Source organism: Pseudarthrobacter naphthalenicus (assembly GCF_029076445.1).
GTDB lineage: Bacteria > Actinomycetota > Actinomycetes > Actinomycetales > Micrococcaceae > Arthrobacter > Arthrobacter naphthalenicus.
In genome coordinates this window covers 13,786-36,358 of sequence record NZ_JARESG010000027.1, presented here as the reverse complement: position 1 = coordinate 36,358, position 22,573 = coordinate 13,786, and the positions used below count along the sequence as shown (strand labels likewise).

Below are 22,573 nucleotides of genomic sequence, written 5' to 3'. Positions count from 1 at the left end.
CGTCAACAAGGCCTGGAACAACTGAAGAACCGGGGGTTTTTCAATGAGGCAACGAAACCCTCAACCGGAGGTTTTCAGATGAGGCAACGAATAAGTCTTCCCGGAGGTATTGCAATGAGGCAACAGGTTCCCGGACACCCGCGAAGAGTAGGGCATGGTTAGGGGGCCCGATTCGTAGGAAGACGCGTGACCGGGCCCAATAATGGACGGTATGCAGAGGGCCGGTGTCCGCGGGCGCAGCAGGCAGTTCCGGCGTATCGGCGCCGGGGTTTGCTGGGCCGTGGCGGTGGTCCTCTGCCTGCCCGGCGCATTGCTGACCGTCCTACGTCTTGTCCGGTGGGATCTGGGCACCCCCTGGATTCAGCTGCTGTCCTTGTTTCCGGCCACTCTTGCATTCACGACGGCGGCGCTGGCGGCCGCCGTGCTGGCGGTTTGCCTGAGCTCCCGGCTCAGCCGGACGATCCTCGCTGCGGCGGCGACGGCCCTTCTCCTGATTCAGCTGCAGCTGGTGGCGCCGGGCCTGTTACCCCGTGACCGACCAGGCGCGGCACCCCAGGCCGCGGCCACAGCTGGCGGTCCCATCCCCGGCACGGGCCGGACGGTGACCGTGATGGCCCTCAATGTGGGGTCCTCGGGAGTTGACTCCACGGTGCTCCTGAAAGAGGCCCTTGCCCGCAAGGCCGACATTCTGGCGCTGCCGGAACTGGGCCCTCCCGGCCTGGAAGCTTTGGAGGCCGCGGGAATCGCAGCGGACTTCCCCTACCGCTCGGTGGATGTTGATTGGGCCGGAGTGGGCAGTGCGATCTTTTCAAGGTTCCCGTTGCAGGCATCCGGGCGTGTGCCGGACAGCGCCTTCTACCAAAGCACGGGGGTGGTGACCGTTCCCGGCGCGGCCGGTGCCATCCGCCTGGCTGCCATCCATGTTGATTCCCCCCGTCCCGGCCGCATCCCCGGCTGGCGTCAGGAGCTCCGGCAGCTGGGCGGGCTCCGGCAGGATGTGCCCGGGCCGGCCTCAACCATCCTGCTGGGTGACTTTAATGCCAGCTACGATCACCGCGAGTTCCGTGAACTGCTGGCCACGGGCCTCACGGATGCCGCGCAGGCTGCAGGCCAGGGCATGACACCGACCTGGCCGGCCGGCTCGCGGGTCCCGCTGTTCGTTGCGCTCGACCATGTCCTGGTCACGGCCGACATCGGGATCCGAAGCTTCGCCACCGTCGCCGTTCCCGGCACCGACCATGCCGGTGTTATCGCGGAGCTTGTCCTGCCGGGTTAAGGCTCACCCCGGATGCCCCCGGGCATTCTGTCCCGGTCAGCCTGTCCCGGTCAGCCCTTGCGGATGAGCTTATGCGTAGCGGCCTGGGCAACCGGCCGGATGATGATCTGGTCCAGGTTGACGTGGTGCGGCGCGCTGACGGCATACCGGACCACGTCGGCCACGTCCTCTGCGGTGAGGGGCTTCTCCACACCCTGGTAGACCTTCGACGCTGCCTGCGCATCGCCCAGCCGGTTCAGTGCGAACTCCTCGGTCTGAACCAGGCCGGGCGCCACCTCGATGACCCGCAGGTTGTTCTCCGCCTCCTCCAGGCGCAGCGCGCCGGTCAGGGCGTGCTGGGCGAACTTGGCCGCGTTGTACCCCGCCCCGCCCTCATAGGCCACCAGGCCGGCCGTGGAGGTCAGGTTCAGGACCGTCCCCTCACCGTTGGCCCGGAGCATGGGCAGGAACGCCCGCGTGAGCTTCAGGGTGCCCAGAACGTTGACCCGGTACATCCAATCCCAGTCATCGGTGTTGGCAGTGGCCACGGGATCAGCGCCGCGCGCGCCCCCGGCGATGTTGATCAGCGTTCCCGCGCCCCCTGCTTCGGTGACTTTGGCGAGAAGCCGTTCGACGTCGTCGTCCTCGGCAATGTCAGCGGGGATCCCGACGGCGCCGGTCTCAGTTTCCAGGGCAGCCAGCCGTTCGGCGCGGCGCGCCACTGCGAAGACGGTCCAGCCGTCCGCCCGCAAGGCACGGACAGTGGCCTCGCCAATGCCGGTGCTGGCGCCGGTAACAACGGCGGCCCGGTTGGGGTTGGAATTGTTCTGTGCGGCGGGGTCCTGCGCGGAACCGGTCTGTGCATCGTGAGTCATGGCACCACCCTAACGGCCCGGGGGCGCGGGATGCTGTTGTATGAACTCCAAGAGCACCTGCGCGTGGTTCACCTCAGGATCCCGGGCCGCATAAAGGAGTGTGACCCTTGCATGGGTCGCCGCCAGGTCATGAAGCGCGGCAACGGCAGGGTTGTTCTCGAGCTCCTGCCTGTAATGCTGCCTGAAGTCTTCGAAACGCTCTTTCATGTGGCCGAAGTCCTTCCGGAGCGGTTCCGAGGGCGCAATTTCCTTCAGCCACATGTCCAGCCGCGCGTTCTCCTTACTCAGTCCGCGGGGCCAGAGCCTGTCCACCAGAACCCGGCAGCCGTCGTCGTCCGCCGGTTCCGCATAGATGCGCTTGATCCCAAAAGTTGCCGCCGACGTACCCATACGCCGCATGCTACTGGAGTCGCGGGACCACGGGGCCGATGAGTCCATGAAACAATTGCCAAATGGCTGATGACACTCAGGGTACAGACACGCCCTCCACCGCCCCTATCAACGTTCCGGATAAGCCCGCCCTTGAGGGGCTCGAAGCTGCCCTGACGCAGCGCTGGCTTGCCGAAGGGACCTACAAATTCAACCCGGACACCACCCGGGAGCAGGTCTACTCGATCGACACTCCCCCGCCCACCGCCTCAGGTTCACTGCATGTGGGGCACATGTTCTCCTTCACGCAGACCGATGTGCTGGCCCGTTACCAGCGCATGATCGGCAAGAACGTGTTCTACCCGATGGGCTGGGATGACAACGGGCTGCCCACCGAACGCCGCGTGCAGAACTACTACGGCGTCCGCTGCGACCCGGCCATCCCGTACAACGCCGATTACCAGCCGCCGGCGCAGCCGGCCAAGAACCAGCGCGATTTCGACGTCGTCTCGCGCCGGAACTTCATCGAACTGTGTGAAGAACTGGCTGTGGAGGACGAGAAGGTCTTCGAGAGCCTGTTCCAGCAGCTCGGCCTTTCGGTGGACTGGCAGCTGACCTACCGAACCATCGATGACTCCTCACGCCAGGTCTCGCAGCGGGCCTTCCTGGCCAACCTCGCGGCCGGCAATGCCTACATGGCCGAGGCCCCCACCCTGTGGGACGTCACGTTCCGCACCGCCGTGGCCCAGGCTGAACTTGAGGACCGGGAAGTGGCCGGCGCCTACTACCGGTACCCGTTCTTCACCGAGGACGGCGAGAAGATCTACATCGAGACCACCCGTCCCGAATTGCTCGCAGCGTGCGCCGCCCTGGTGGCAAACCCCGACGACGAGCGGTACCAGCCGCTGTTCGGCAAGAAGGTCACCTCCCCCGTTTTCGGCGTCGAGGTTGAGGTCAGGGCCCACCCGCTGGCCAAGGCGGACAAGGGGTCCGGCATCGCCATGGTCTGCACCTTCGGCGACCTCACCGACGTCACCTGGTGGCGCGAACTCCAGCTGCCCACCCGGGCAATCGTGGGCCGCGACGGCCGGATCATCGGCGACACTCCGGACTGGATCACCACCGACGCCGGCCGCGCCGCTTTTGAAGCGATCGCCGGCAAGACCGTGTTCAGCGCCAAGGAGGCCGTCGTCGAGCGCCTGGCCGCCGAGGACCTGATCGACGGCGAGCCCAAAAAGATCATGCACCCGGTGAACTTCTACGAGAAGGGCGACAAGCCCCTCGAAGTGGTCACCTCCCGCCAGTGGTACTACCGCAACGGCGGCCGCGAGGAAGATCGCCGCGAACGCCTGATCGCGCGCGGTCACGAAATCGATTTCCACCCCGCCTTCATGCGGTCCCGCTACGAGAACTGGATTTCCGGCCTGAACGGGGACTGGCTGGTTTCCCGGCAGCGCTTCTTCGGCGTGCCGATCCCCGTCTGGTACCCGCTGGACGCAGACGGCAACCCCGACTACGACGCACCCATCGTGCCGTCGGACGACCAGCTGCCGGTGGACCCCGCCGCGGACGCCGCCCCCGGCTACGACGAGGCGCAGCGCGACGTTCCCGGCGGCTTCACCGGTGACGCCGACATCCTCGACACCTGGGCCACGTCCTCCCTGACGCCCCAGATCGTGGGCGGCTGGAGCCGGGACGAGGACCTTTTCGCGAAGGTCTTCCCGTTCGACCTCCGCCCCCAGGGCCACGACATCATCCGCACCTGGCTCTTCTCCTCGGTGGTCCAGGCCGACGCTCTGCAGAACGTTGCGCCGTGGAAGCATGCGGCCATCTCGGGCTGGATCCTGGACCCGGACCGCAAGAAGATGTCCAAGTCCAAGGGCAACGTGGTGGTTCCCACCGACGTGCTGGACGAATTCGGCTCCGACGCGGTCCGCTACTGGGCCACCTCGGCCAAGCTTGGCGCGGACACGGCGTACGAGATCGCGCAGATGAAGATCGGCCGCCGGCTGGCCATCAAGCTGCTCAACGCCTCCAAGTTCGTCCTGAACCTTGGCGCCACCGAAAACTCCGTGGTTTCCACTGACCTGGCGGTGCTCACCAACCCCTTGGACCGCGCTGTGCTGGCGCAGCTGGCTGAGGTGGTCCAGCAGTCCACGAAGGCCTTCGATAACTACGACTACGCCCGCGCCCTGCAGATCACCGAGAGCTTCTTCTGGCAGTTCACGGACGACTACGTGGAGCTCATCAAGGACCGCGCCTACGGTGCTGCCGGCGAAGCAGAGCAGGCATCGGTCCTGGCTGCCCTCGCCACAAGCCTGGACACGCTGCTGCGCCTGTTTGCCCCGTTCCTGCCCTTCGCCACCGAGGAGGTCTGGGGCTGGTGGCGTACCGGGTCCGTGCACCGGGCCGCATGGCCTGCCGCCGTTTTGGTCGACGGCGACACCACCCTGCTGGCCACCGTGGGTACTGCCCTCAGCGGGGTCCGCAAGGCCAAGTCCGAAGCCAAGGTCAAGCAGCGCACCGAGGTCCTCTCGGCCACCATCACGGCTTCGGAGTCGCTGACCACCCAGCTCAAGGCCGGGCTGGGCGACCTGAAGGCCGCCTCGAATGCCCGCGAACTGACCCTGGTGGCAGGCGACGGCGAACTTACCGTCAGTGACGTGGTGCTGGCGGCCCCGGAGGAACAGCCGGTCGCCTGACCTCAGGCCCCTCATAGGTGCCTGTCCGGAAGCGACTGCCGGTTTTGGGCAAAGGGGAAGCCCCATCAGCGTTTTGCCGTTGGTGGGGCTTCGACTTTTCGGCCATCCGGTGACGTCTTGATGGTCTGGCAGAATCCTCGGATCTTCAGGTCTTCCTACCTCGTCACAGGTAGCTCATATCTGACTTTGCCGAAGGCTGCGCCGAATATATTTCACTGAATCTTTGGTTCCTGCGTCCCGCTTCTTTCGAAGTGGGTAAGAACTATTCTGGTCGCCTCCAGGATGGAGTGCAAGAGCCCCGAAAGAACTACATGACAGTAATTCTTTCGGGGCTCTTTGCTGCCCAATCATGGTGTGGGCGAGCTGGAATCAGTCGAATTCCGGGCTTTCGCTGCGGCTGCGCTTCAGCTCGAAGAAATGCGGGAAGGAAGCGAGCGTGACCGTGGCGTCCCATAGCTCGCCGGCACGCTCGCCGCGCGGGATCCGGGTCAGGACGGGACCGAAAAACGCTGTTCCGTTGAAGGCCACAACCGGCGTGCCAACGTCCTGGCCCACCAGGGAGATGCCTTCCTCGTGGCTGGCCCGCAGCTGCGCGTCGAAGGCGTCCGAACCTGCTGCCTCGGCCAGCCCGGCAGGCAACCCGCACTCGGCCAGGGCTTTGGCGATGACGACGTCGAAGTCTTTCTCGCCGCCAATATGGATCAGCGTACCCATGGCGTCGTACAAGGGCTTGACCACCTGATCACCATGCTGCTCCCTGGCGGCAGTGATGACGCGCACCGGGCCCCATCCCCTGTCCATCAGCTCCCGGTAGCCCGCATCGAGATCCCGGCCCTCGTTCAGGACGGACAGGCTCATTACGTGCCAGACGGTCTTGATGTCCCGGACAGCTTCGACCTCCCCGATCCAGCGCGAGGTGATCCAGGCGAACGGGCACAGCGGATCGAACCAAAAATCGGCGTGGTTAGTGGTGGCTTCAGTCATGCGTAAGCTCCTCTGGTTCTTCAATTGCGTAGTTCGTAGGTTCTGAAGGAGTTATGCGGATTTGCGACGCTTGCTCACGTGCGGGATGAGCGTGGGCTCCGCCTTCTTCAGGACAACATCGGATGTGATGACCACGCTGGCCACGTCCTCCCGGCTGGGCAGGTCGAACATGACCGGCAGCAGCACTTCCTCCATGATGGCGCGCAGGCCGCGGGCACCGGTGCCACGCTCCAAGGCCTGATCCGCGATGGCGTTGAGGGCGTCCTCATCAAAGGCGAGTTCCACGCCGTCGATCTGGAACATCTTCTGGTATTGCTTGACCAGTGCGTTCTTGGGCGTGGAGAGGATCTGGATGAGAGCGTCCCGGTCCAGGCTTGAAACCGTGGTAATCACCGGCAGGCGTCCAATGAATTCCGGGATCAGGCCGAACTTCAGCAGGTCTTCAGGCATGACCTCCCCGTAGGAGTCCACCTTGTTGCTGGCATCGTTGAGCGGCGCGCCGAAGCCGATGCCCTTGCGCCCGGACCGCGAGCCGATGATTTCCTCGAGCCCGGCGAAGGCGCCTGCGACGATGAAAAGCACATTGGTGGTGTCGATCTGGATGAATTCCTGATGGGGGTGCTTCCGGCCGCCCTGCGGCGGGACGGAGGCAACGGTCCCTTCCAGGATCTTCAGCAGGGCCTGCTGAACGCCTTCGCCGGAAACATCCCGGGTGATGGAGGGGTTTTCGCTCTTGCGCGAAATCTTGTCGATCTCATCGATGTAGATGATGCCCTGTTCGGCCTTTTTGACGTCGTAGTCCGCTGCCTGGATCAGCTTGAGGAGGATGTTCTCCACATCCTCGCCCACGTAGCCCGCCTCCGTCAGGGCGGTGGCATCAGCAACGGCGAACGGGACGTTCAGGCGCCGGGCCAGCGTCTGCGCAAGGTACGTTTTGCCGCAGCCCGTGGGGCCGATGAGCAGGATGTTGGACTTGGCGATTTCGACGTCGTCGTGGTGGCCTGCATCGGCGAGGCTGCCGCTCTTCGGGGCGTGCCCTGCCTGGATCCGCTTGTAGTGGTTGTAGACCGCAACGGCGAGGGAACGCTTGGCAGGCTCCTGGCCGATGACGTATTCCTGCAGGAAGTCAAAGATTTCGCGGGGCTTGGGCAGTTCGAAACTCCCCAGATCGGCGACTTCGGCGAGCTCTTCCTCAATGATCTCGTTGCAGAGTTCAATGCATTCGTCGCAGATGTAAACACCGGGCCCGGCTATGAGCTTGCGCACCTGCTTCTGGCTCTTTCCGCAGAAAGAACACTTCAGCAGATCCGTGCTCTCGCCAATCCGAGCCATATGTGAACCCCTTTAGTATCTGCTGCCAGGCAGCTGTGCACCGTTGCTGGAATCGTGGGCGGCCTGGGTGGGCCGGCCGTGACACCTTCCACTCTAGGTCACATTTGACCGCAAGGGTGGAAAGCTAAGGCCGGTGCGGGCCAAAATACTGGGCCGCACCGGCCTGTCGGGAATGTTGCTAGCGGGCGAGTGCCTGCGGTTTCATCTTGCGGGAGTCAAGCACCTGGTCGATGAGGCCGTAGTCAAGGGCCTCGGCTGCCGTCAGGATCTTGTCGCGTTCAATATCGTTGTTGACCTGCTCAGGGGTGCGGCCCGAGTGCTGGGCCAGCGTGTCCTCAAGCCAGGAGCGCATCCGCATGACCTCAGCGGCCTGGATCTCGAGGTCGGAGGCCTGTCCGCCCTGACCGCCGGAGAGCGCGGGCTGGTGGATCAGGACGCGGGCGTTGGGCAGGGCCAGGCGCTTGCCCGGCGTGCCGGCGGCCAGGATGACGGCGGCGGCACTGGCGGCCTGGCCGAGGCAGACCGTCTGGATCTCCGGCCGGATGTACGTCATGGTGTCGTAGATCGCCGTCATGGCCGTGAAGGAGCCGCCCGGGGAGTTGATGTAGAGCGTGATGTCGCGGTCCGGGTCCGTGGACTCGAGCACCAGCAGCTGGGCCATGACGTCGTCCGCCGAGGCGTCGTCAATCTGGACCCCGAGGAAGATGATGCGGTCCTCGAACAGTTTGGTGTACGGGTCCTGGCGTTTGAAGCCGTACGGTGTGCGCTCTTCGAACTGGGGAAGTACGTAGCGGCTGGTCGGAAGATTACCGGCAGTCGATCCGAAGTTGTAAGTCATTTTTTGTTGCTCCTGATCTGAATGTTCGAAAGTGCCGGGTTACTTCTCGGAGGCCGGCTCGCCGGAGTTCCCGTTGGCGGTTCCCCCACCGCCGGATACGGAACCGGCGTGGGCCGCGATCTTGTCAAAGAAGCCGTACTCGAGGGCTTCGGTGGCCGTGAACCACTTGTCGCGGTCATTGTCCTTGAGGATGGTTTCCACGGTCTGGCCGGTCTGGTCCGCAGTCAGTTCAGCCATCACCTTTTTCATGTGCAGGATCAGTTCGGCCTGGATCTTGATGTCCGAGGCCGTGCCGCCGATACCGCCGGAGGGCTGGTGCATGAGGACGCGGGCGTTGGGCGTGGCGTAGCGCTTGCCCTTCGTGCCCGAGGACAGCAGGAACTGGCCCATGGAGGCTGCGAGCCCGGTGGCGACCGTGACGACGTCGTTGGGGATGAACTGCATGGTGTCGTAGATGGCCATGCCGGCCGTCACGGAACCGCCGGGTGAGTTGATGTAGAGGTAGATGTCCTTTTCCGGGTTCTCCGCGGAAAGGAGCAGCAGCTGCGAGCAGATGGCGTTGGCGTTCTCGTCGCGCACCTCGGAGCCCAGCCAGATGATCCGCTCCTTGAGGAGCCGGTTGTAGATGTAGTTGTCCTGGGCGGCCGGATCGACGGTCGCCATCCGGGGGCTCTCTGCGTGCTGTGACATGTGTACTTACCTCTCGCTGGTGACGGTGACATCACTGAACTTCACTACTGGACACTAACCGGTTTGATGACCGATTTGTTCGCCGGAATCGCGCTGTTCGCTGACGGCGCACGATCCCCGGCGGCCGACGGAGCAATGCTGTTCCCGGACGGGGCTTTAACGAAAGCAACCCCCGGACCGGTCGGTCCAGGGGCTGCCTTCAGTTGTACTGTCCGGCCGTGCTAGAACTTCACAGCTGCCGGGTCGTCGCTCGCGGTGGCTTCCGTGCCGGCCTGGGCGTCCTCGGTGGACTCCTCCACGGCCGGAGCTTCCTCTTCGCCGCCGGGACGGACGAAGTCGCTGAGGTCAACGGCCTTGCCGTCGGTGTCAGTGACCGTGGCCTGGCCCAGGACAACAGCCAGGGCCTTGCGGCGGCGGACCTCGGAAACCATCATGGGAACCTGGCCGCTCTGATCGATGATCTGGGCGAACTGGTTCGGGTCCATGCCGTACTGGCTGGCCGTGGACACGATGTAGTCGATCAGCTCGTTCTGGCTGACATTGACGTCTTCCTTTTCGGCGATCGCGTCGAGGATGATCTCGTTCTGGAAGGCGCGTGCGGTGTTGGCCTTGACCTCTTCGCGGTGCTCCTCGGTGTCGTGCTCGCCGTCACCGTGTCCGTTGCCGTCCTTGAAGTGGGCTTCGAGCTGCTCTTCGACCACAGAGTCCGGAACCGGGACCTCAACGAGCTCAACGAGCTTGTCCAGTACCTTGTCGCGGGCCTCTACGCCCTGCTCCACAACCTTGGACTCAGCGGCCTGCTTGGCCAGGTCTTCGCGAAGTTCGGCGAGGGTGTCGAACTCGGAGGCCAGCTGGGCGAAGTCGTCGTCAGCCTCGGGGAGCTCGCGCTCCTTGACGGCCTTCACGACAACCTTCACCTGGGCCGACTCGCCGGCGTGGTCGCCGCCCACCAGAGTGGTATCGAAGATCGCATCCTCGTCAACGCTCAGGCCGGTGACTGCCTCGTCGAGGCCTTCCAGCATGGTGCCTGCGCCCACCTGGTAGGACAGCCCGGCAGCGGAATCAACCTCGGCACCGTCAATGGTGGCGGTGATGTCGATGGTGAGGAAGTCACCGTCGGCAGCCGGACGGTCCACGGACTTGAGCGTGCCGAAGCGGCCACGCAGTTCGTCCAGGGCCTTGTCCACGTCCTCGTCAGAGGACTCGGCAGCGGCTACCTCGACCTTGATTCCGGCGTAGTCCGGGAGTTCGATCTCGGGGCGCACATCAACCTCGGCGTGGAACTTCAGTTCCCCGTCCGTGGAGGTGGGGTCCGGAACTTCGGTGATTTCAACCTCGGGGCGGCTCAGGGGGCGGATGCCGGATTCCTGAACTGCAGCCTGGTACCAGCCGTTGAGGCCTTCGTTGATGGCGGTCTCGAGGACGTAGCCGCGGCCGACGCGCTGGTCGATCAGCTTGGAGGGGACTTTGCCCTTACGGAAGCCAGGCACCTGAATCTGCGAAGCAACAGTCTTGTAGGCCTCGTCGATGCTGGGCTTCAATTCCTCAAAGGGGACCTCAACATTGAGCTTGACCCGCGTGGGGGTGAGGTTCTCGACAGCGCTCTTCACGGTCTAAGTACTCCTGGGGTTTCGTGGGATGGGTATCTGCAACGCATTTCTTCCCCGGGCCGCGTAGACGGTCGAGGCCGCAGAGTCGGGGTGACAGGATTTGAACCTGCGACTTCCTGCTCCCAAAGCAGGTGCTCTAGCCAAGCTGAGCTACACCCCGTAAGTGCACAGGCAAGTCTACGGTGATTTCTGCCCCGATTGCACATTTGACACGTGGGGCATGAATTAGGTTTAGTTGTATCCGGCTTCAACAGCCAGACCGAAGAACGCAGCAGACCGGCAGGCCCGGCGAGCGTGCTTTTCCGGGGACGTAGCTTAATGGTAAAGCCTCAGTCTTCCAAACTGATTACGCGGGTTCGATTCCCGTCGTCCCCTCCGGACATGCAGGGCTCCTTTTACGGGGCCCTGCATTTTTTTGTTTCTCTGGAACCTGCTACTGCATCGTGTTTCCCTGCATCCTGTTTCTGCGAAACCTAAGCGTCAGTTCCCGCTATGCCTGGCAGCCGGGGCACCAGTACAGCTTGCGGCCAACCAGTTCCGAGACCGCCACCGTCGTGGCGCAGACCCTGCACGGAAGCCCCTCCCGCTTGTACACAAAATGCGCGTCCTCCCCCGCGGGCAGCACCGCCCCTTCCTCCCAGTACACCGCCGGTGTGGTGATGATCCGCCCGTCGCGGACGCCGTCGGCCATCACGGCGGCGGTGTCGTCCCACAACTGTCCGGCAGCACCGGCGGATAAGGTGTTGCCTGGAAGCCAGGGATTGATCCGCTGGCGGAAGAGCACCTCGGCCCGGTAAACGTTGCCGACGCCGGCTATCACCTTCTGGTCCATCAGCAGCGCGGCGACGGGCGTCTTCCGCGACAACACGCCCGTCACGAAGCGTTCCTTGTCCTCGGGCAGGTTCCGCAGCGGGTCAGGCCCGAGCCTGGCCAGGACGGCGCGCGCCTCGGCCTCGGTGATGGCGGCGCAGGTCGTGGCGCCGCGGAGGTCCGCCCACCCGTGCCGGCTCACGAGCCGGACGCGGACGGCGCCTTTCGGTTCGGGCGGCCCGGCGTACTCGACCGCCGCCACGTCCTCAAACAGTTCGCTCTCCCCGACCTTCCGGGGCGCGCCGATGCTGGAGGCGCCTCGGAAGGTGTCGTCACCGCCAAAATCCCAGGCGCCGTACAAACCCAGGTGGACATGCAGCACCACGGCATGGTCAAAATGCAGGAAGAGGTGCTTGCCGTGGGCCCGGGAGTCGGTGAGCACCTGGCCGTCCAGGAGCGCGGCGCCGTCGGCGAAGCGGCCCTGGGGGCTGCTGACCGTCAACGGTTCGCCGGTGAACACGTCACCGAACTGCTGCGCCAGGCGGCGGACTGAATGCCCCTCCGGCACTACTCGATGACCTCGCCGGTGGCCTCATACGCCGCGATTTTGCCGATCCGCCGCACGTGCCGCTCGTCGTTGCTGAACGGCTCCGCGAGGAAGGCTTCGATCAGCTCGGTGGCTTCCTCCACCGTGTGCTGGCGGCCGCCGACCGCCACGACGTTCGCGTCGTTGTGTTCACGCGCCAGCGTTGCGGTGGAGTGGTTCCAGGCAAGTGCCGCGCGGACACCCTTGACCTTGTTGGCCGCGATCTGTTCGCCGTTGCCCGAACCGCCCAGCACGATGCCCAGGGCATGGACGCCCGCCTGCTGGTCCGCCACGACGGCGAGCGCTGCGTTGATGCAGAAGGACGGGTAGTCATCCTGCGCGTCGTAGACCTTGGGGCCATGGTCCACCACGTCGTAGCCCTTGGCCGTGAGGTGGGTGACCAGGTGGGCGCTGAGTTCCATGCCTGCGTGGTCGGTGGCGATGTGTACCCGCGGGAAGGCAGGGGAAGAAGTCACAGCAGTGTCCGTTCGTTTCGGGCCGGGTCAGATCGACACGGACAAGAATACTAGGATCCGCTCTCGCCGGGCACCGACCCGGCGCCATCGCGCTGGGCCCGTGCGGCCACGCGCGTCAGGACCTCGGCCAGCTGCGCGGCCTTCGCGGGGCTGCCGCCGCTGACCGCCACATTGTGTCCGTCGGTTTTGCGGACGACGACGGCGGGGCCGCTGCTGACCAGCATCGCGGCGGTGCCGCCGTGGTTACGGTAGCCCCACCCTCCGTAGTCGGCGGCGCGTACCTCTGCGGCGCTGGCGGCGGAAATCGAGGCCGCGGGGACGTCCATGACGGGCAGCACGCCGGCCACCAGCACGCGCAGTCCCCGGCGGTCGGCCTTTACCCGGGCGAAGAGGAAGGCGGCAGCCACCACGGCGACGGCGGCCAGCAGTGCACCCAGCCAGGGCAGGGCCACGGCAATCAGGGCGGCCGGGAAAAGGCTGGCGACGGCAATCATGACAAACACGGAGCTTCGGGCATGCACCCAGAGCCGGTACGTGTCCCTTGCCAAATCAGGATCCAGCTCGCGGGCGAGGGCCACCTCAAGGGCGCGGTCATCCTCGGGCGACCACTGCGTGTCGGCCTTGAAAACAAACCCCATGATGACTCCCAGTGACAGGGCCGCGCCGCTGCCCATCGCGAGGACTATCACGTCCACGTGGGACTCGCGGGCGTCGGCAAGCCCGGTCTGGCCCACCAGGCCGGCCGCCAGCACCGCGGTGACGAACAGGCTGACGGACAGTCCGGCGCCCATCATGATCCGGCGCATCACCGTAGGCCGGGACAGCGGCACCGCCTGCGACAGCACCAGCCAGCCGGCGGCCAGGATCAGCGCTGCGCCACCCCACGCGTAGACAGCGAACGGCGCAAAGTAAGCTCCGCCGTCGGCCGTCCAGCCAATCGCGACCGGATTCGGAAGGTCTGCACGCAACAAAAAAGCGCTGACCACAAACGCCGCGGCCAGCACCACCGGGAAGCCCACTGCAAACCGAAGCGCCTTCGCATCCACCGAATCCCGGAACTTTCCCATGCATTAACGCTACTCCCGCCAGCGGCCGTGACAGAATGACTTCACTTGTGCCGGTGCAGGCCACCGCCCGCCGGCAACCGAAAATCTTCTGGAGGCCCCACTTGCCAGGTATGAACCTGACTCGCGCCGAAGCCCGCGAGCGTGCCGAACTCATCAACGTTGACTCCTACGAGGTTGCACTGGACCTCACCAGGGGCGGGCAGGTCTTCGGGACCACCACCACGGTGAAGTTCACGGCCGTGCCGGGCTCCTCCACTTTCATTGACGCCGTTACTCACGCTGTGCACAGCGTGACCCTCAACGGGCTGGCACTGGACCCGGCCACTGTTTCCGACGGCATCCGGATCCAACTGCCGGACCTGGCGGCAACAAATGAGCTGACGGTCGTGGCTGACGCGCCGTACATGAACACCGGCGAAGGCCTGCACCGGTTCGTTGATCCGGTGGACGGCGAGGTCTACCTGTACACCCAGTTCGAGGTGCCCGATTCGCGGCGCATGTTCGCGGTCTTCGAACAGCCGGACCTGAAGGGCACCTTCGCCTTCACCGTCACGGCGCCCTCGGGCTGGGATGTCATCTCGAACTCCCCCACCCCCGCGCCCGTGGAAGCCGCCCCGGGGGACGACGGCGGCGACCGCTCCGTGTGGGCGTTCGCCCCCACCCCGCGGCTGTCCTCATACGTCACCGCGCTCATCGCCGGCCCGTACCAGTCGGTCCGCAGCGACGTGACCAGCTCCGACGGCCGGGTGGTCCCGCTGGGAGTTTTCGCCAGGAAATCGCTGATGCAGTACCTGGACGCGGACAACATCTTTGAGCTGACGCGGCAGGGCTTTGAATTCTTTGAGGCCCAGTTCGGCGTCGCGTATCCGTTCGAAAAGTACGACCAGCTGTTCGTCCCCGAGTTCAACGCGGGCGCCATGGAGAACGCCGGTGCCGTGACCATCCTCGAAGGCTACGTTTTCCGGAGCAAGGTCACCGGGGCCCAGATCGAGCGCCGGGCCATCACGGTGCTGCACGAGCTCGCGCATATGTGGTTCGGGGACCTTGTGACCATGCGCTGGTGGAACGACCTCTGGCTCAACGAGTCCTTCGCTGAGTACATGTCCCACCTCGCCGCGGTGGAAAACACGTCCTTCACTAGTGCCTGGACCACGTTTGCGTCCGTGGAGAAATCCTGGGCCTACCGCCAGGACCAGCTTCCCACCACCCATCCGATCTTCGCCGAAATCAATGATCTGCAGGACGTGGAGGTGAATTTCGACGGCATCACCTACGCCAAGGGCGCCTCGGTGCTGCGCCAGCTCGTGGCCTGGGTGGGACCGGAGCAGTTCATGGCCGGCGTCCGCGAATACTTCGCGAAGCACGCCTGGCAGAACACGGAGCTCAGCGACCTCATGGCGGAGCTGGAGAAGGCCAGCGGCCGCGACCTGGACCAGTGGGGCCGGCTCTGGCTGGAGACCGCCGGCGTGAACACCCTCACGCCGGAACTTGAAGTGGACGGTTCCGGGACCCTGACATCCTTCAGCATCGTCCAGTCCGCCGTGGCGGAGTGGCCCACCATCCGCCCGCACCGGCTGGCCGTGGGGTTCTACAACCTGACTGCCGCAGGCAAGCTGGAACGCGTTCACCGCGAAGAGCTCGACGTGGACGGCGAGCGCACCGAGGTGCCCGGGCTGGTCGGGCTGACGCAGCCGGACCTGATCCTGGTCAACGATGACGACCTCGCCTACGCCAAGGTCCGGCTGGACGAGAAGTCACTGGCCACGGCCACGGCACATTTGAAGGATTTCAGCGCCAGCCTTCCCCGCACGCTGGTCTGGAACTCCGCCTGGGATGCGGCCCGCGACGGCCAGGCCCCGGCGCGCGGATATGTGCAGCTGGTCCTGGCGAATGTGGCGGCCGAGTCCGATTCGTCCGTCATTCTGGTCCAGCTGCGCCAGCTGGCCAGCACCCTGAACTTCTACGTTGCCGAGGAACACCGCGCCGCCACCACCGTTGCCGCCGTGGACACGCTGTGGGATCTGGCCAGTGCGGCAGCAGGCGGCTCGGACGCCCAGCTTCAGTTTGTGAAGTCGTTCGCCCTGCTGGCGTCCAGCGGCGCCCAGCTGGACACCGTCGCCGGCCTGCTGGACGGCTCGGTGGAGCTTGACGGGCTGGCGGTGGACCAGGACCTGCGCTGGGAACTGCTCGCCTCGCTGGTGGCGGGGGGCCGCCGGGGCCAGGGCGAGATCGACGCGGAGCTGGAGCGCGACAACACCGCCAGCGGACAGAATGCCGCAGCGTTGGCAAAGGCCGCAATTCCCACCCCCGAGGCCAAGGCCGCGGCCTGGGAGTCGATCGTGGTCAAGGGAGAGCTCTCCAATGCGCTGCAGGGATCGGCCGTCACCGGCTTTATGCGCGTCCTGGACCGGACATTGCTGGAGCCGTACTCGGAAAAGTACTTTGAGGCCGTTCCCGGCATCGTGGCGGACCGCACCCACGCACTGGCCCAGCAGATCGTCGTCGGGCTTTACCCGGCGCTGCTGACCACGCAGGCCACGGTGGACCGCACGGACGCGTTTCTTGCCGGCCTCCCGGCGGACAGCTCGGCGCTGCGGCGGATGATGCTGGAAAACCGCGACGGCGTGGCCCGGGCCCTGCGGGCACGCGCGGCTGACGTCCTCCCGGGCGATGCGTAAGCTGGCGGCATGAGCCTGAGCCAGCACCACTATTCGTTGGCGGTCCAGTGGACCGGAAACCTGGGCGAGGGGACCTCGTCCTACCGCGGCTACTCACGCGACCACGACATCGTGATCCCCGGACTGCCGGTCCTCAGGGGGTCGGCCGATCCGACGTTCCACGGGGACCGCGACAGGTACAACCCCGAGCAGCTGTTGCTGGCGGCGCTGGCGCAGTGCCACATGCTGTCCTTCCTGCATGTGGCGGTCCGGCACGGGGTGGTTGTCACCGGCTACCGGGACGAGGCCACGGGACGTCTTCGGCTGAACCAGGACGGCAGCGGCCAGTTCGAGTCCGTCACGCTGAACCCGCAGGTCACGGTGGCCGACGAGGCGCACGTGGCCCTGGCGGAGCAAATGCACCGGGAAGCCAACCAGGTCTGCTTTATCGCCCGGAGCGTCAACTTCCCGGTGCTGCACTCCCCGGTGACCGTAGCGTCCCGCCCGCCCAACTAGGTAGCAGGAAGTGTCGTTTTGAGGGCTCAAAACGACACTTACTGCTACTTACATGGAGGCTGGCGGGTCAGCGGCTTAGCAGGAGTTCTTCGGCGAGCAGGGCCTCCGTGGCCGGTGTGAGCCCCGCCTTGCGGTGGCGCTCCAGACCCCGGCTACGCTCGTCCGCAAGCGTGTCCGCCAAGGTTTCCTGCCAGGGCCGGGTCCTCAGTCCGGCTGCCCTGGCGGACCGGTTGCTGCGGGTGCAGAACCCCCCGTGCCCAGGAGGCAGCCACAGCGGGAGCGAACCCGGCCCGGACCAGTAGTTGATCCCGTGCGCCACGAGCCAGTCCTCCGAAGCGTCCAGCACTTCGCCGCTGAACCCCGCAGCACTCTGCGATTCCGCAACATAGTCCCCGAACGGCACGCTGTCCCCCACCGCGTTCAGCGGGCCCGTCACCCCGTGCTCCGCCGCAGTGAGGATCCACGCCGCCAGGTCGCGGACGTCAATGACCTGGGTGGCATGGCCACCGATGTCAGGGACGACGGCGGCCCGGTTGTCCCGCGCGAACCGCGCTGGCCAGTAGCCGTAGCGATCAGACGCATCACCGGGACCGCCGATCAGGCCCGCACGGCAAAGATGGGCGTTGCCGCCGGTGGCTCTAAGTGTTTCCCGTTCGATGGCGGCCTTGGACTCTCCATAGTTTTCAGGCGTGGACGGGGTGCCGGGTGCCAGGGGCTGGAGAAGCGGGGCGTCCTCGGCGGCGTCCGGGGTGGAGTGGTCCGCGTAGACGGAGCAGCTGGACACGAACGTCCAGTGGCCCGTGCGGCCGGCGAGCGCTGTGAGCGCTGCTGTGGCCGGGACAGGATCGCGCGCTACCTCTATCACGGCGTCCCAGCCACCGGCCAGCGCCATATAGCTGTCCGCGCCGAGTGAGCGGTCTGCCTGCACCCATGCGACGCCTGCCGGTGGTTCCGCCGCAGAACCGCGGGCCAAACAGGTGACCCGGTGCCCGGCGGCCACTGCCTGCCGGGCGATTTCCGAGGAGAGAAAGGCTGTTCCGCCGAGGACGAGGATGCGCATGGGTTCACGGTACGGCGCTAATGTTGAAAGAGAACAGAGCCTTACGCGCCGGGCGAACCCGCGCAGGCCTACGTTATCCCCGGCCGCCGCCGGAGACCCCAAGGAGTTTCACCTTATATGTTCAGCATGCTCTCGATCCTTCCATCCGCCGCCAGTAAGCCCGACGGCATCAGCATCACAGGAATCGTGATCAGCCTCGGGGTGGGCATTGCTGTCTGGCTGGTGGCGACGTTCGTCATTTCCCGGATCACCAAGCGGGTGGCTTCGGGAAGTAACTTCTTCAAGAAGGCGCACTTCAAGTGGGTTGCCCCGGCCATCCGGGCCCTGGACCATGAGCGCCGGGTGCAGCGCGCCGAGACCATCGGTTCGCTTCTGAACAGCATCGTGGGCGTGCTGGTGGCCGTCATCACCAGTATGTATGTGCTGCAGAACCTGGACATCAATATCGCGCCGCTGCTGACCAGCGTGGGGATCCTGGGTGTTGCCATCGGTTTCGGCGCCCAACAGCTGATCCGTGACTTCCTCGCCGGCATCTTCATCACCATTGAGGATCAGTACGGGATTGGTGACGTCATCGAAACCAGCGAGGTGGTGGGTGTCGTCGAGTCCATGGGCCTGCGCATCACCCGCGTCCGCTCCGAAGACGGTGCCATTTGGTACCTCCGGAACGGTGAAATCCTGCGTGTGGGCAACCGTTCGCAAGGAACCTACGTGCCGGCCGAGGTACCGGATGCCGGCGCCGAGGCCGCCTTGCACGAACCGGCCACGAACACAGAGACTAAGAAGACTGACCAGAAGGCGGGAGAATAGAGCCATGACCATACCCGTCGAACCGCAGCGGCCGCGCCAGCTCATGCAGAATGATCCGTTCAGCAAACCCGGCTACACCGACAACTTCTATGACGCCGTGGGCGGCCACGAGACCTTCGTGCGGCTGATAGATGTGTTCTACGACGGCGTGGCCACCGACACGCTGTTGCGCCCGATGTACCCGGAAGAGGATCTTGGCCCAGCCAAGCGACGCTTCCGGATGTTCCTGGAACAGTACTGGGGAGGGCCCACCACGTACGGCGAAGAACGTGGACACCCGCGTCTGCGGATGCGGCACGTGCCGTTCCGGGTTACCCCTGAGGCCAAGGAACGCTGGCTGTTCCACATGCGGGCGGCGGTGGACTCCCTGGAGCTGCCGCCCTTGTACGAGGGAACGCTTTGGGACTATATGGAGCGTGCCGCCCTGTCCATGGTGAACAGCCCGTCCGAAGGCTAGAGGCCTGTCCCTGTCCGGACCAGGACATGCCCGCGGGGGCTGCTGAGGCGGAACCACCGGCCTGCCCGGTAGAGCATCTGTTCCCCGTCAGCGAGGAACCCGAGGGTGAGGGCCGCGAAGGCGGCTCCCGCCGGCAGGCCGGAGGCGTCCAGGGCGCGGCCCCACACCGCTGCCCGTGCGTTGTTGACGATGAGGGCTCCGGGCTGGGCCGGGACAATTCCGGCAACCTCTCGAATGCCGGCTTCCGCGGCCCGGCGGAGTTCGGAATCCTGCAGCGGGCCCAGCGGCTCCCAACCCGTCCTCGGCGCGCCGACGCCCGTCCACGATTCGGCGACGGTCGACGGCGGCAGCGGCAGTTCGGCGTCGTCCTCCCCTGCCCTGGCCAGGCGGTCAAGGACTGCGGCCAGCGCAACGGTGACGTCAACCGTGGCAGGTTCGGCCAACGCCACCGTGCGCAGGCCCAGGATGGTCGGTGTGCCTTCGCCCAGCAGCCGAGGCCGCAGGACACACACGTACGCCGCTAAAACCGACCCGGAGGCCTGAAGGCGGATGGCGCCGTCGTCAATTGTTTTGGCGCGGGTGGCGAAGGTGCGCAGATCGGCGAGATCGCGCGGATCAGCGAACCGCAGGGACTGGGTGAGTAGATCAGACACACCATGAACACTACCGGCTGCGCCTCGGTTGAGCGGTGCCGGGGCTGCGTCTAGAGTCGAACCATGACTGAAGCCGAAACCGGACTGCTGGCCCCGCCCAGTGGCGACCCTACGTCCATGCTCATCCAGCTTCTCGACCTGGGCGAGTTGGAAGGGGCCAGGACGGACGAGGACATCTTCCTGGGGCCCTCATCGCAGCCGCAGCCCCGTGAACGGGTGTTCGGCGGGCAGGTACTGGCCCAGTCGCTGATCGCCGGCATGCGGACGGTGGACGCGGACCGCTTTGTCCATTCCATGCATGGCTACTTCCTGAGGCCCGGCGACGCCAACAAACCCATCACCTTCGGGGTGCAGCGGCTGCGGGACGGCCGGTCCTTCTCGGCCCGCCGCGTCCACGCATATCAGGACGGCCTGCCCATCCTGTCGATGATCGCCTCCTTCCAGGACCTGGATGAAGGCCTGGATCACGAATCACAGATGCCTGCCGGCATCCCGGACCCGGAGTCGCTGCCCAGTACAGCTGAGCTGCTCGGCAAATTCGACCATCCCGTCGCGCAGCACTGGGCCTATGAACGGCCCTTCGACATCCGGCACGTGGACCCGCCCATCTACGTTTCCGCCAAGGGCCAACATGAAGCCCGGAACGCTGTCTGGATGAAGACCTTCGGGCCCATGCCGGACGACGCCAACCTGCACCGGGCCGCGCTGGCCTACGCCAGCGACTACACGTTGCTGGAATCGGTCCTGCGCCGCCACGGCCTGAGCTGGATCACCCCGGGCATGAGCGTCGCCAGCCTGGACCACGCCATGTGGTGGCACCGGCCGGCCCGGGTGGACGAGTGGCTCCTGTACGTCCAGGAATCCCCCAGCGCCCAGGGCGCCCGGGGACTCGCCACCGGGAAGATCTTCAACCGGGCCGGGCAGCACGTCGCCTCCGTGGCACAGGAGGGCATGATCCGCGTGCCCACGGATCTGAAGGACAAAGTGGTGGGGGCAGTGCAGTCCAAACTCCTGCAGCACCAGATCCGCAAGGCTGTCCGGGACTGACTGCACCCTGCACCCTGGCAGCAGAAAGGCCGGTCCCCGTCCGTGAAATGAACTGGGAGCCGGCCTTTTCTGCACCTGAATCAGGCGTGTGGATCAGTCGCGCGTGAGGCGGCGGTGCGTGACCCGGTGCGGCTTGGCCGCATCGGGACCGAGGCGCTCGATCTTGTTCTCCTCGTAGGATTCGAAGTTGCCCTCGAACCAGTACCACTTCGAGGGGTTTTCCTCGTCGCCTTCGTAGGCCAGGATGTGGGTTGCCACCCGGTCCAGGAACCAGCGGTCGTGCGAAACCACCACGGCACAGCCGGGGAATTCCAGCAGGGCATTCTCGAGGCTGCTGAGCGTTTCGACGTCGAGGTCGTTAGTGGGTTCGTCAAGGAGCAGCAGGTTTCCGCCCTGTTTGAGGGTCAGCGCCAGGTTCAGGCGGTTGCGCTCACCGCCGGAGAGGACACCGGCCTTCTTCTGCTGGTCAGGTCCCTTGAAGCCGAAAGCGGCGACGTAGGCACGCGACGGCATTTCAACCTGGCCTACCTGGATGTAGTCCAGTCCGTCGGAAACAACTTCCCAGAGTGTCTTGTTGGGGTCGATGCCGCCCCGGCTCTGGTCCGCATAGGAGATCTTGACCGAGTCACCGATCTTCAGCTCTCCGCCGTCGAGCGGTTCCAGGCCAACAATGGTCTTGAACAGTGTGGACTTGCCGACGCCGTTGGGACCGATGACACCGACAATGCCGTTGCGCGGCAGCGTGAAGGACAGTCCGTCGATGAGTGTGCGGTCATCAAAGCCCTTCTGGAGGTTCCTGGCCTCCAGCACCAGTCCGCCGAGGCGGGGGCCCGGTGGAATCTGGATCTCTTCGAAGTCCAGCTTGCGGGTGCGGTCCGCCTCGGCAGCCATCTCCTCGTAGCGGGCCAGACGGGCCTTGGACTTGGTCTGGCGCCCCTTGGCGTTGGAGCGAACCCATTCGAGTTCCTCGGTCAGGCGCTTGGCCTGCTTGGCGTCCTTCTTGCCCTGGACCTCCAGGCGCGCACGCTTCTTCTCCAGGTAAGTGGAGTAGTTGCCCTCGTAGGGGTACAGGTGCCCGCGGTCCACTTCGGCGATCCATTCCGCGACGTGGTCAAGGAAGTACCGGTCGTGGGTGACGGCCAGGACTGCGCCGGCGTAGCTGGAAAGGTGCTGCTCCAGCCACAGAACGCTCTCGGCGTCAAGGTGGTTGGTGGGCTCGTCCAACAGCAGGAGGTCGGGCTTCTGCAGCAGGAGCTTGCAGAGGGCCACGCGACGGCGCTCACCGCCGGAGAGGAGGGTAACATCGGCATCGGCCGGCGGGCAGCGGAGCGCGTCCATGGCCTGCTCCAGCTGGGAGTCGAGGTCCCAGGCGTCGGCGTCGTCGATGGCTTCCTGAAGCTTGCCCATTTCTTCGAGCAGCACGTCATAGTCAGCGTCGGGGCTGGCCATTTCCTCGGAGATCTCGTTGAAGCGCTGGATCTTGCCGTAGATCTCGCCCACACCCTCCTGGACGTTGCCCAGGACCGTCTTGTCCTCGTTCAGCGGTGGCTCCTGCAACAGGATGCCCACCGTGTAACCGGGGCTGAGCCGGGCCTCACCGTTGGAGGGGGTGTCCAGGCCGGCCATGATCTTCAGGATGGTGGACTTACCGGCACCGTTCGGGCCAACAACACCAATTTTGGCGCCCGGGAAGAAGGACATGCTTACGTCGTCAAGAATGAGTTTTTCGCCAACAGCCTTGCGGGCCTTGGTCATTGTGTAGATAAATTCCGCCATGGT

At 65.3% G+C, this 22,573-nt stretch carries 20 protein-coding genes and 2 tRNA genes; 8 read left to right on the top strand and 14 right to left on the bottom strand.

The genetic code is table 11. The annotated features are described in order from the left end of the window. The first annotated feature begins 211 nt into the window (after positions 1–211). Positions 212–1,276 (top strand): endonuclease/exonuclease/phosphatase family protein, encoded by a 1,065-nt coding sequence (locus tag PY310_RS19095; RefSeq protein WP_275216108.1) that lies wholly within the window; start codon positions 212–214, stop codon positions 1,274–1,276. A 50-nt stretch (positions 1,277–1,326) separates the two neighbouring features. Here the strand turns inward: PY310_RS19095 and PY310_RS19090 are convergent, their stop codons facing one another. Then, positions 1,327–2,130 (bottom strand): SDR family oxidoreductase, encoded by an 804-nt coding sequence (locus PY310_RS19090; RefSeq protein WP_275216107.1) that lies wholly within the window; start codon positions 2,128–2,130, stop codon positions 1,327–1,329. A gap of 9 nt (positions 2,131–2,139) precedes the next feature. Further along, positions 2,140–2,529: a DUF488 domain-containing protein gene (locus tag PY310_RS19085; RefSeq protein WP_419095523.1), complete on the bottom strand. Its 390-nt coding sequence runs from the start codon at positions 2,527–2,529 to the stop codon at positions 2,140–2,142. 53 nt (positions 2,530–2,582) lie between these two features. Between PY310_RS19085 and valS the strand changes: the two genes are divergently transcribed. Then, entirely contained in the window at positions 2,583–5,201 is a 2,619-nt protein-coding gene (gene valS / locus PY310_RS19080; protein WP_275216104.1) for a valine--tRNA ligase, read from the top strand. A 369-nt stretch (positions 5,202–5,570) separates the two neighbouring features. Here the strand turns inward: valS and PY310_RS19075 are convergent, their stop codons facing one another. The 6 genes from PY310_RS19075 to PY310_RS19050 form a co-directional block, all read right to left on the bottom strand. Then, positions 5,571–6,185 carry a mycothiol-dependent nitroreductase Rv2466c family protein gene (locus tag PY310_RS19075; RefSeq protein ID WP_275216102.1) on the bottom strand — a complete coding sequence of 205 codons (615 nt, stop codon included), beginning with the start codon at positions 6,183–6,185 and terminating at the stop codon, positions 5,571–5,573. A gap of 51 nt (positions 6,186–6,236) precedes the next feature. Next, positions 6,237–7,517 (bottom strand): ATP-dependent Clp protease ATP-binding subunit ClpX, encoded by a 1,281-nt coding sequence (clpX, locus tag PY310_RS19070; RefSeq protein WP_275216101.1) that lies wholly within the window; start codon positions 7,515–7,517, stop codon positions 6,237–6,239. A gap of 178 nt (positions 7,518–7,695) precedes the next feature. After that, on the bottom strand, positions 7,696–8,355 hold the full coding sequence (locus tag PY310_RS19065) for an ATP-dependent Clp protease proteolytic subunit (protein WP_275216099.1): 660 nt from the start codon (positions 8,353–8,355) through the stop codon (positions 7,696–7,698). Positions 8,356–8,394: 39 nt separating this feature from the next. Then, entirely contained in the window at positions 8,395–9,018 is a 624-nt protein-coding gene (locus tag PY310_RS19060; protein ID WP_275216109.1) for an ATP-dependent Clp protease proteolytic subunit, read from the bottom strand. A gap of 248 nt (positions 9,019–9,266) precedes the next feature. Next, a complete protein-coding gene (gene tig, locus PY310_RS19055) occupies positions 9,267–10,655 on the bottom strand; it encodes a trigger factor (RefSeq protein WP_275216098.1) in 1,389 nt (462 codons plus the stop codon). Between the two features lie 85 nt (positions 10,656–10,740). Then, positions 10,741–10,815 (bottom strand) — tRNA-Pro (locus PY310_RS19050). Positions 10,816–10,959: 144 nt separating this feature from the next. Between PY310_RS19050 and PY310_RS19045 the strand changes: the two genes are divergently transcribed. Then, positions 10,960–11,030, top strand: a tRNA-Gly gene (locus tag PY310_RS19045). A 115-nt stretch (positions 11,031–11,145) separates the two neighbouring features. On the opposite strand, the gene PY310_RS19040 is transcribed toward PY310_RS19045, so the two are convergent. From PY310_RS19040 to PY310_RS19030, 3 genes are read right to left on the bottom strand one after another with little or no spacing between them, the layout of a single operon-like run. Next, a complete protein-coding gene (locus PY310_RS19040; protein WP_275216097.1) occupies positions 11,146–12,033 on the bottom strand; it encodes an Fpg/Nei family DNA glycosylase in 888 nt (295 codons plus the stop codon). After that, complete coding sequence (locus PY310_RS19035; protein WP_275216096.1) at positions 12,033–12,527, bottom strand: ribose-5-phosphate isomerase; 495 nt, start codon at positions 12,525–12,527, stop codon at positions 12,033–12,035. Before PY310_RS19035 ends, PY310_RS19040 begins: the two co-directional genes overlap by 1 nt. Before the next feature lie 50 nt (positions 12,528–12,577). Beyond that, positions 12,578–13,594, bottom strand: coding sequence for a hypothetical protein (locus PY310_RS19030; protein ID WP_275216094.1), 1,017 nt, complete (start codon positions 13,592–13,594; stop codon positions 12,578–12,580). A gap of 110 nt (positions 13,595–13,704) precedes the next feature. Here PY310_RS19030 and pepN point away from each other — a divergent pair, with 110 nt between their 5' ends. Together pepN and PY310_RS19020 are read left to right on the top strand one after the other, a co-directional pair. Beyond that, on the top strand, positions 13,705–16,272 hold the full coding sequence (gene pepN, locus PY310_RS19025; RefSeq protein WP_275216093.1) for an aminopeptidase N: 2,568 nt from the start codon (positions 13,705–13,707) through the stop codon (positions 16,270–16,272). 9 nt (positions 16,273–16,281) lie between these two features. After that, entirely contained in the window at positions 16,282–16,767 is a 486-nt protein-coding gene (locus PY310_RS19020; RefSeq protein ID WP_275216091.1) for an OsmC family protein, read from the top strand. A gap of 67 nt (positions 16,768–16,834) precedes the next feature. Here PY310_RS19020 and PY310_RS19015 read toward each other — a convergent pair whose 3' ends face one another. After that, entirely contained in the window at positions 16,835–17,827 is a 993-nt protein-coding gene (locus tag PY310_RS19015; RefSeq protein WP_275216089.1) for an NAD-dependent epimerase/dehydratase family protein, read from the bottom strand. Between the two features lie 117 nt (positions 17,828–17,944). Between PY310_RS19015 and PY310_RS19010 the strand changes: the two genes are divergently transcribed. After that, positions 17,945–18,637 carry a mechanosensitive ion channel family protein gene (locus PY310_RS19010; protein WP_275216087.1) on the top strand — a complete coding sequence of 231 codons (693 nt, stop codon included), beginning with the start codon at positions 17,945–17,947 and terminating at the stop codon, positions 18,635–18,637. A gap of 4 nt (positions 18,638–18,641) precedes the next feature. Continuing rightward, a complete protein-coding gene (locus PY310_RS19005) occupies positions 18,642–19,094 on the top strand; it encodes a globin (RefSeq protein WP_275216085.1) in 453 nt (150 codons plus the stop codon). Here the strand turns inward: PY310_RS19005 and PY310_RS19000 are convergent. Next, positions 19,091–19,747, bottom strand: a complete 657-nt coding sequence (locus tag PY310_RS19000; protein ID WP_275216083.1) for a DUF8185 domain-containing protein — start codon at positions 19,745–19,747, stop codon at positions 19,091–19,093. The genes PY310_RS19005 and PY310_RS19000 overlap by 4 nt on opposite strands. A 63-nt stretch (positions 19,748–19,810) precedes the next feature. Here PY310_RS19000 and PY310_RS18995 point away from each other — a divergent pair, with 63 nt between their 5' ends. Next, complete coding sequence (locus PY310_RS18995) at positions 19,811–20,794, top strand: acyl-CoA thioesterase (RefSeq protein ID WP_275216082.1); 984 nt, start codon at positions 19,811–19,813, stop codon at positions 20,792–20,794. Between the two features lie 93 nt (positions 20,795–20,887). Here PY310_RS18995 and ettA read toward each other — a convergent pair whose 3' ends face one another. Then, positions 20,888–22,570 (bottom strand): energy-dependent translational throttle protein EttA, encoded by a 1,683-nt coding sequence (gene ettA / locus PY310_RS18990; RefSeq protein WP_275216080.1) that lies wholly within the window; start codon positions 22,568–22,570, stop codon positions 20,888–20,890. Between the last annotated feature and the right edge of the window lie 3 nt (positions 22,571–22,573).

What these genes read in the sequence shown, in the direction of transcription:
- pepN (WP_275216093.1), top strand. Translation starts at nt 13,705, where the DNA reads ATGAACCTGACTCGCGCCGAAGCCCGCGAGCGTGCCGAACTCATCAAC.
- PY310_RS19095 (WP_275216108.1), top strand. Translation starts at nt 212, where the DNA reads ATGCAGAGGGCCGGTGTCCGCGGGCGCAGCAGGCAGTTCCGGCGTATC.
- PY310_RS19030 (WP_275216094.1), bottom strand. Translation starts at nt 13,594, where the DNA reads ATGGGAAAGTTCCGGGATTCGGTGGATGCGAAGGCGCTTCGGTTTGCA.
- PY310_RS19060 (WP_275216109.1), bottom strand. Translation starts at nt 9,018, where the DNA reads ATGGCGACCGTCGATCCGGCCGCCCAGGACAACTACATCTACAACCGG.
- valS (WP_275216104.1), top strand. Translation starts at nt 2,583, where the DNA reads ATGGCTGATGACACTCAGGGTACAGACACGCCCTCCACCGCCCCTATC.
- PY310_RS19010 (WP_275216087.1), top strand. Translation starts at nt 17,945, where the DNA reads ATGTTCAGCATGCTCTCGATCCTTCCATCCGCCGCCAGTAAGCCCGAC.
- ettA (WP_275216080.1), bottom strand. Translation starts at nt 22,570, where the DNA reads ATGGCGGAATTTATCTACACAATGACCAAGGCCCGCAAGGCTGTTGGC.
- PY310_RS19020 (WP_275216091.1), top strand. Translation starts at nt 16,282, where the DNA reads ATGAGCCTGAGCCAGCACCACTATTCGTTGGCGGTCCAGTGGACCGGA.
- PY310_RS19005 (WP_275216085.1), top strand. Translation starts at nt 18,642, where the DNA reads ATGACCATACCCGTCGAACCGCAGCGGCCGCGCCAGCTCATGCAGAAT.
- clpX (WP_275216101.1), bottom strand. Translation starts at nt 7,517, where the DNA reads ATGGCTCGGATTGGCGAGAGCACGGATCTGCTGAAGTGTTCTTTCTGC.
- PY310_RS19015 (WP_275216089.1), bottom strand. Translation starts at nt 17,827, where the DNA reads ATGCGCATCCTCGTCCTCGGCGGAACAGCCTTTCTCTCCTCGGAAATC.
- PY310_RS18995 (WP_275216082.1), top strand. Translation starts at nt 19,811, where the DNA reads ATGACTGAAGCCGAAACCGGACTGCTGGCCCCGCCCAGTGGCGACCCT.
- PY310_RS19075 (WP_275216102.1), bottom strand. Translation starts at nt 6,185, where the DNA reads ATGACTGAAGCCACCACTAACCACGCCGATTTTTGGTTCGATCCGCTG.
- PY310_RS19085 (WP_419095523.1), bottom strand. Translation starts at nt 2,529, where the DNA reads ATGCGGCGTATGGGTACGTCGGCGGCAACTTTTGGGATCAAGCGCATC.
- PY310_RS19090 (WP_275216107.1), bottom strand. Translation starts at nt 2,130, where the DNA reads ATGACTCACGATGCACAGACCGGTTCCGCGCAGGACCCCGCCGCACAG.
- PY310_RS19065 (WP_275216099.1), bottom strand. Translation starts at nt 8,355, where the DNA reads ATGACTTACAACTTCGGATCGACTGCCGGTAATCTTCCGACCAGCCGC.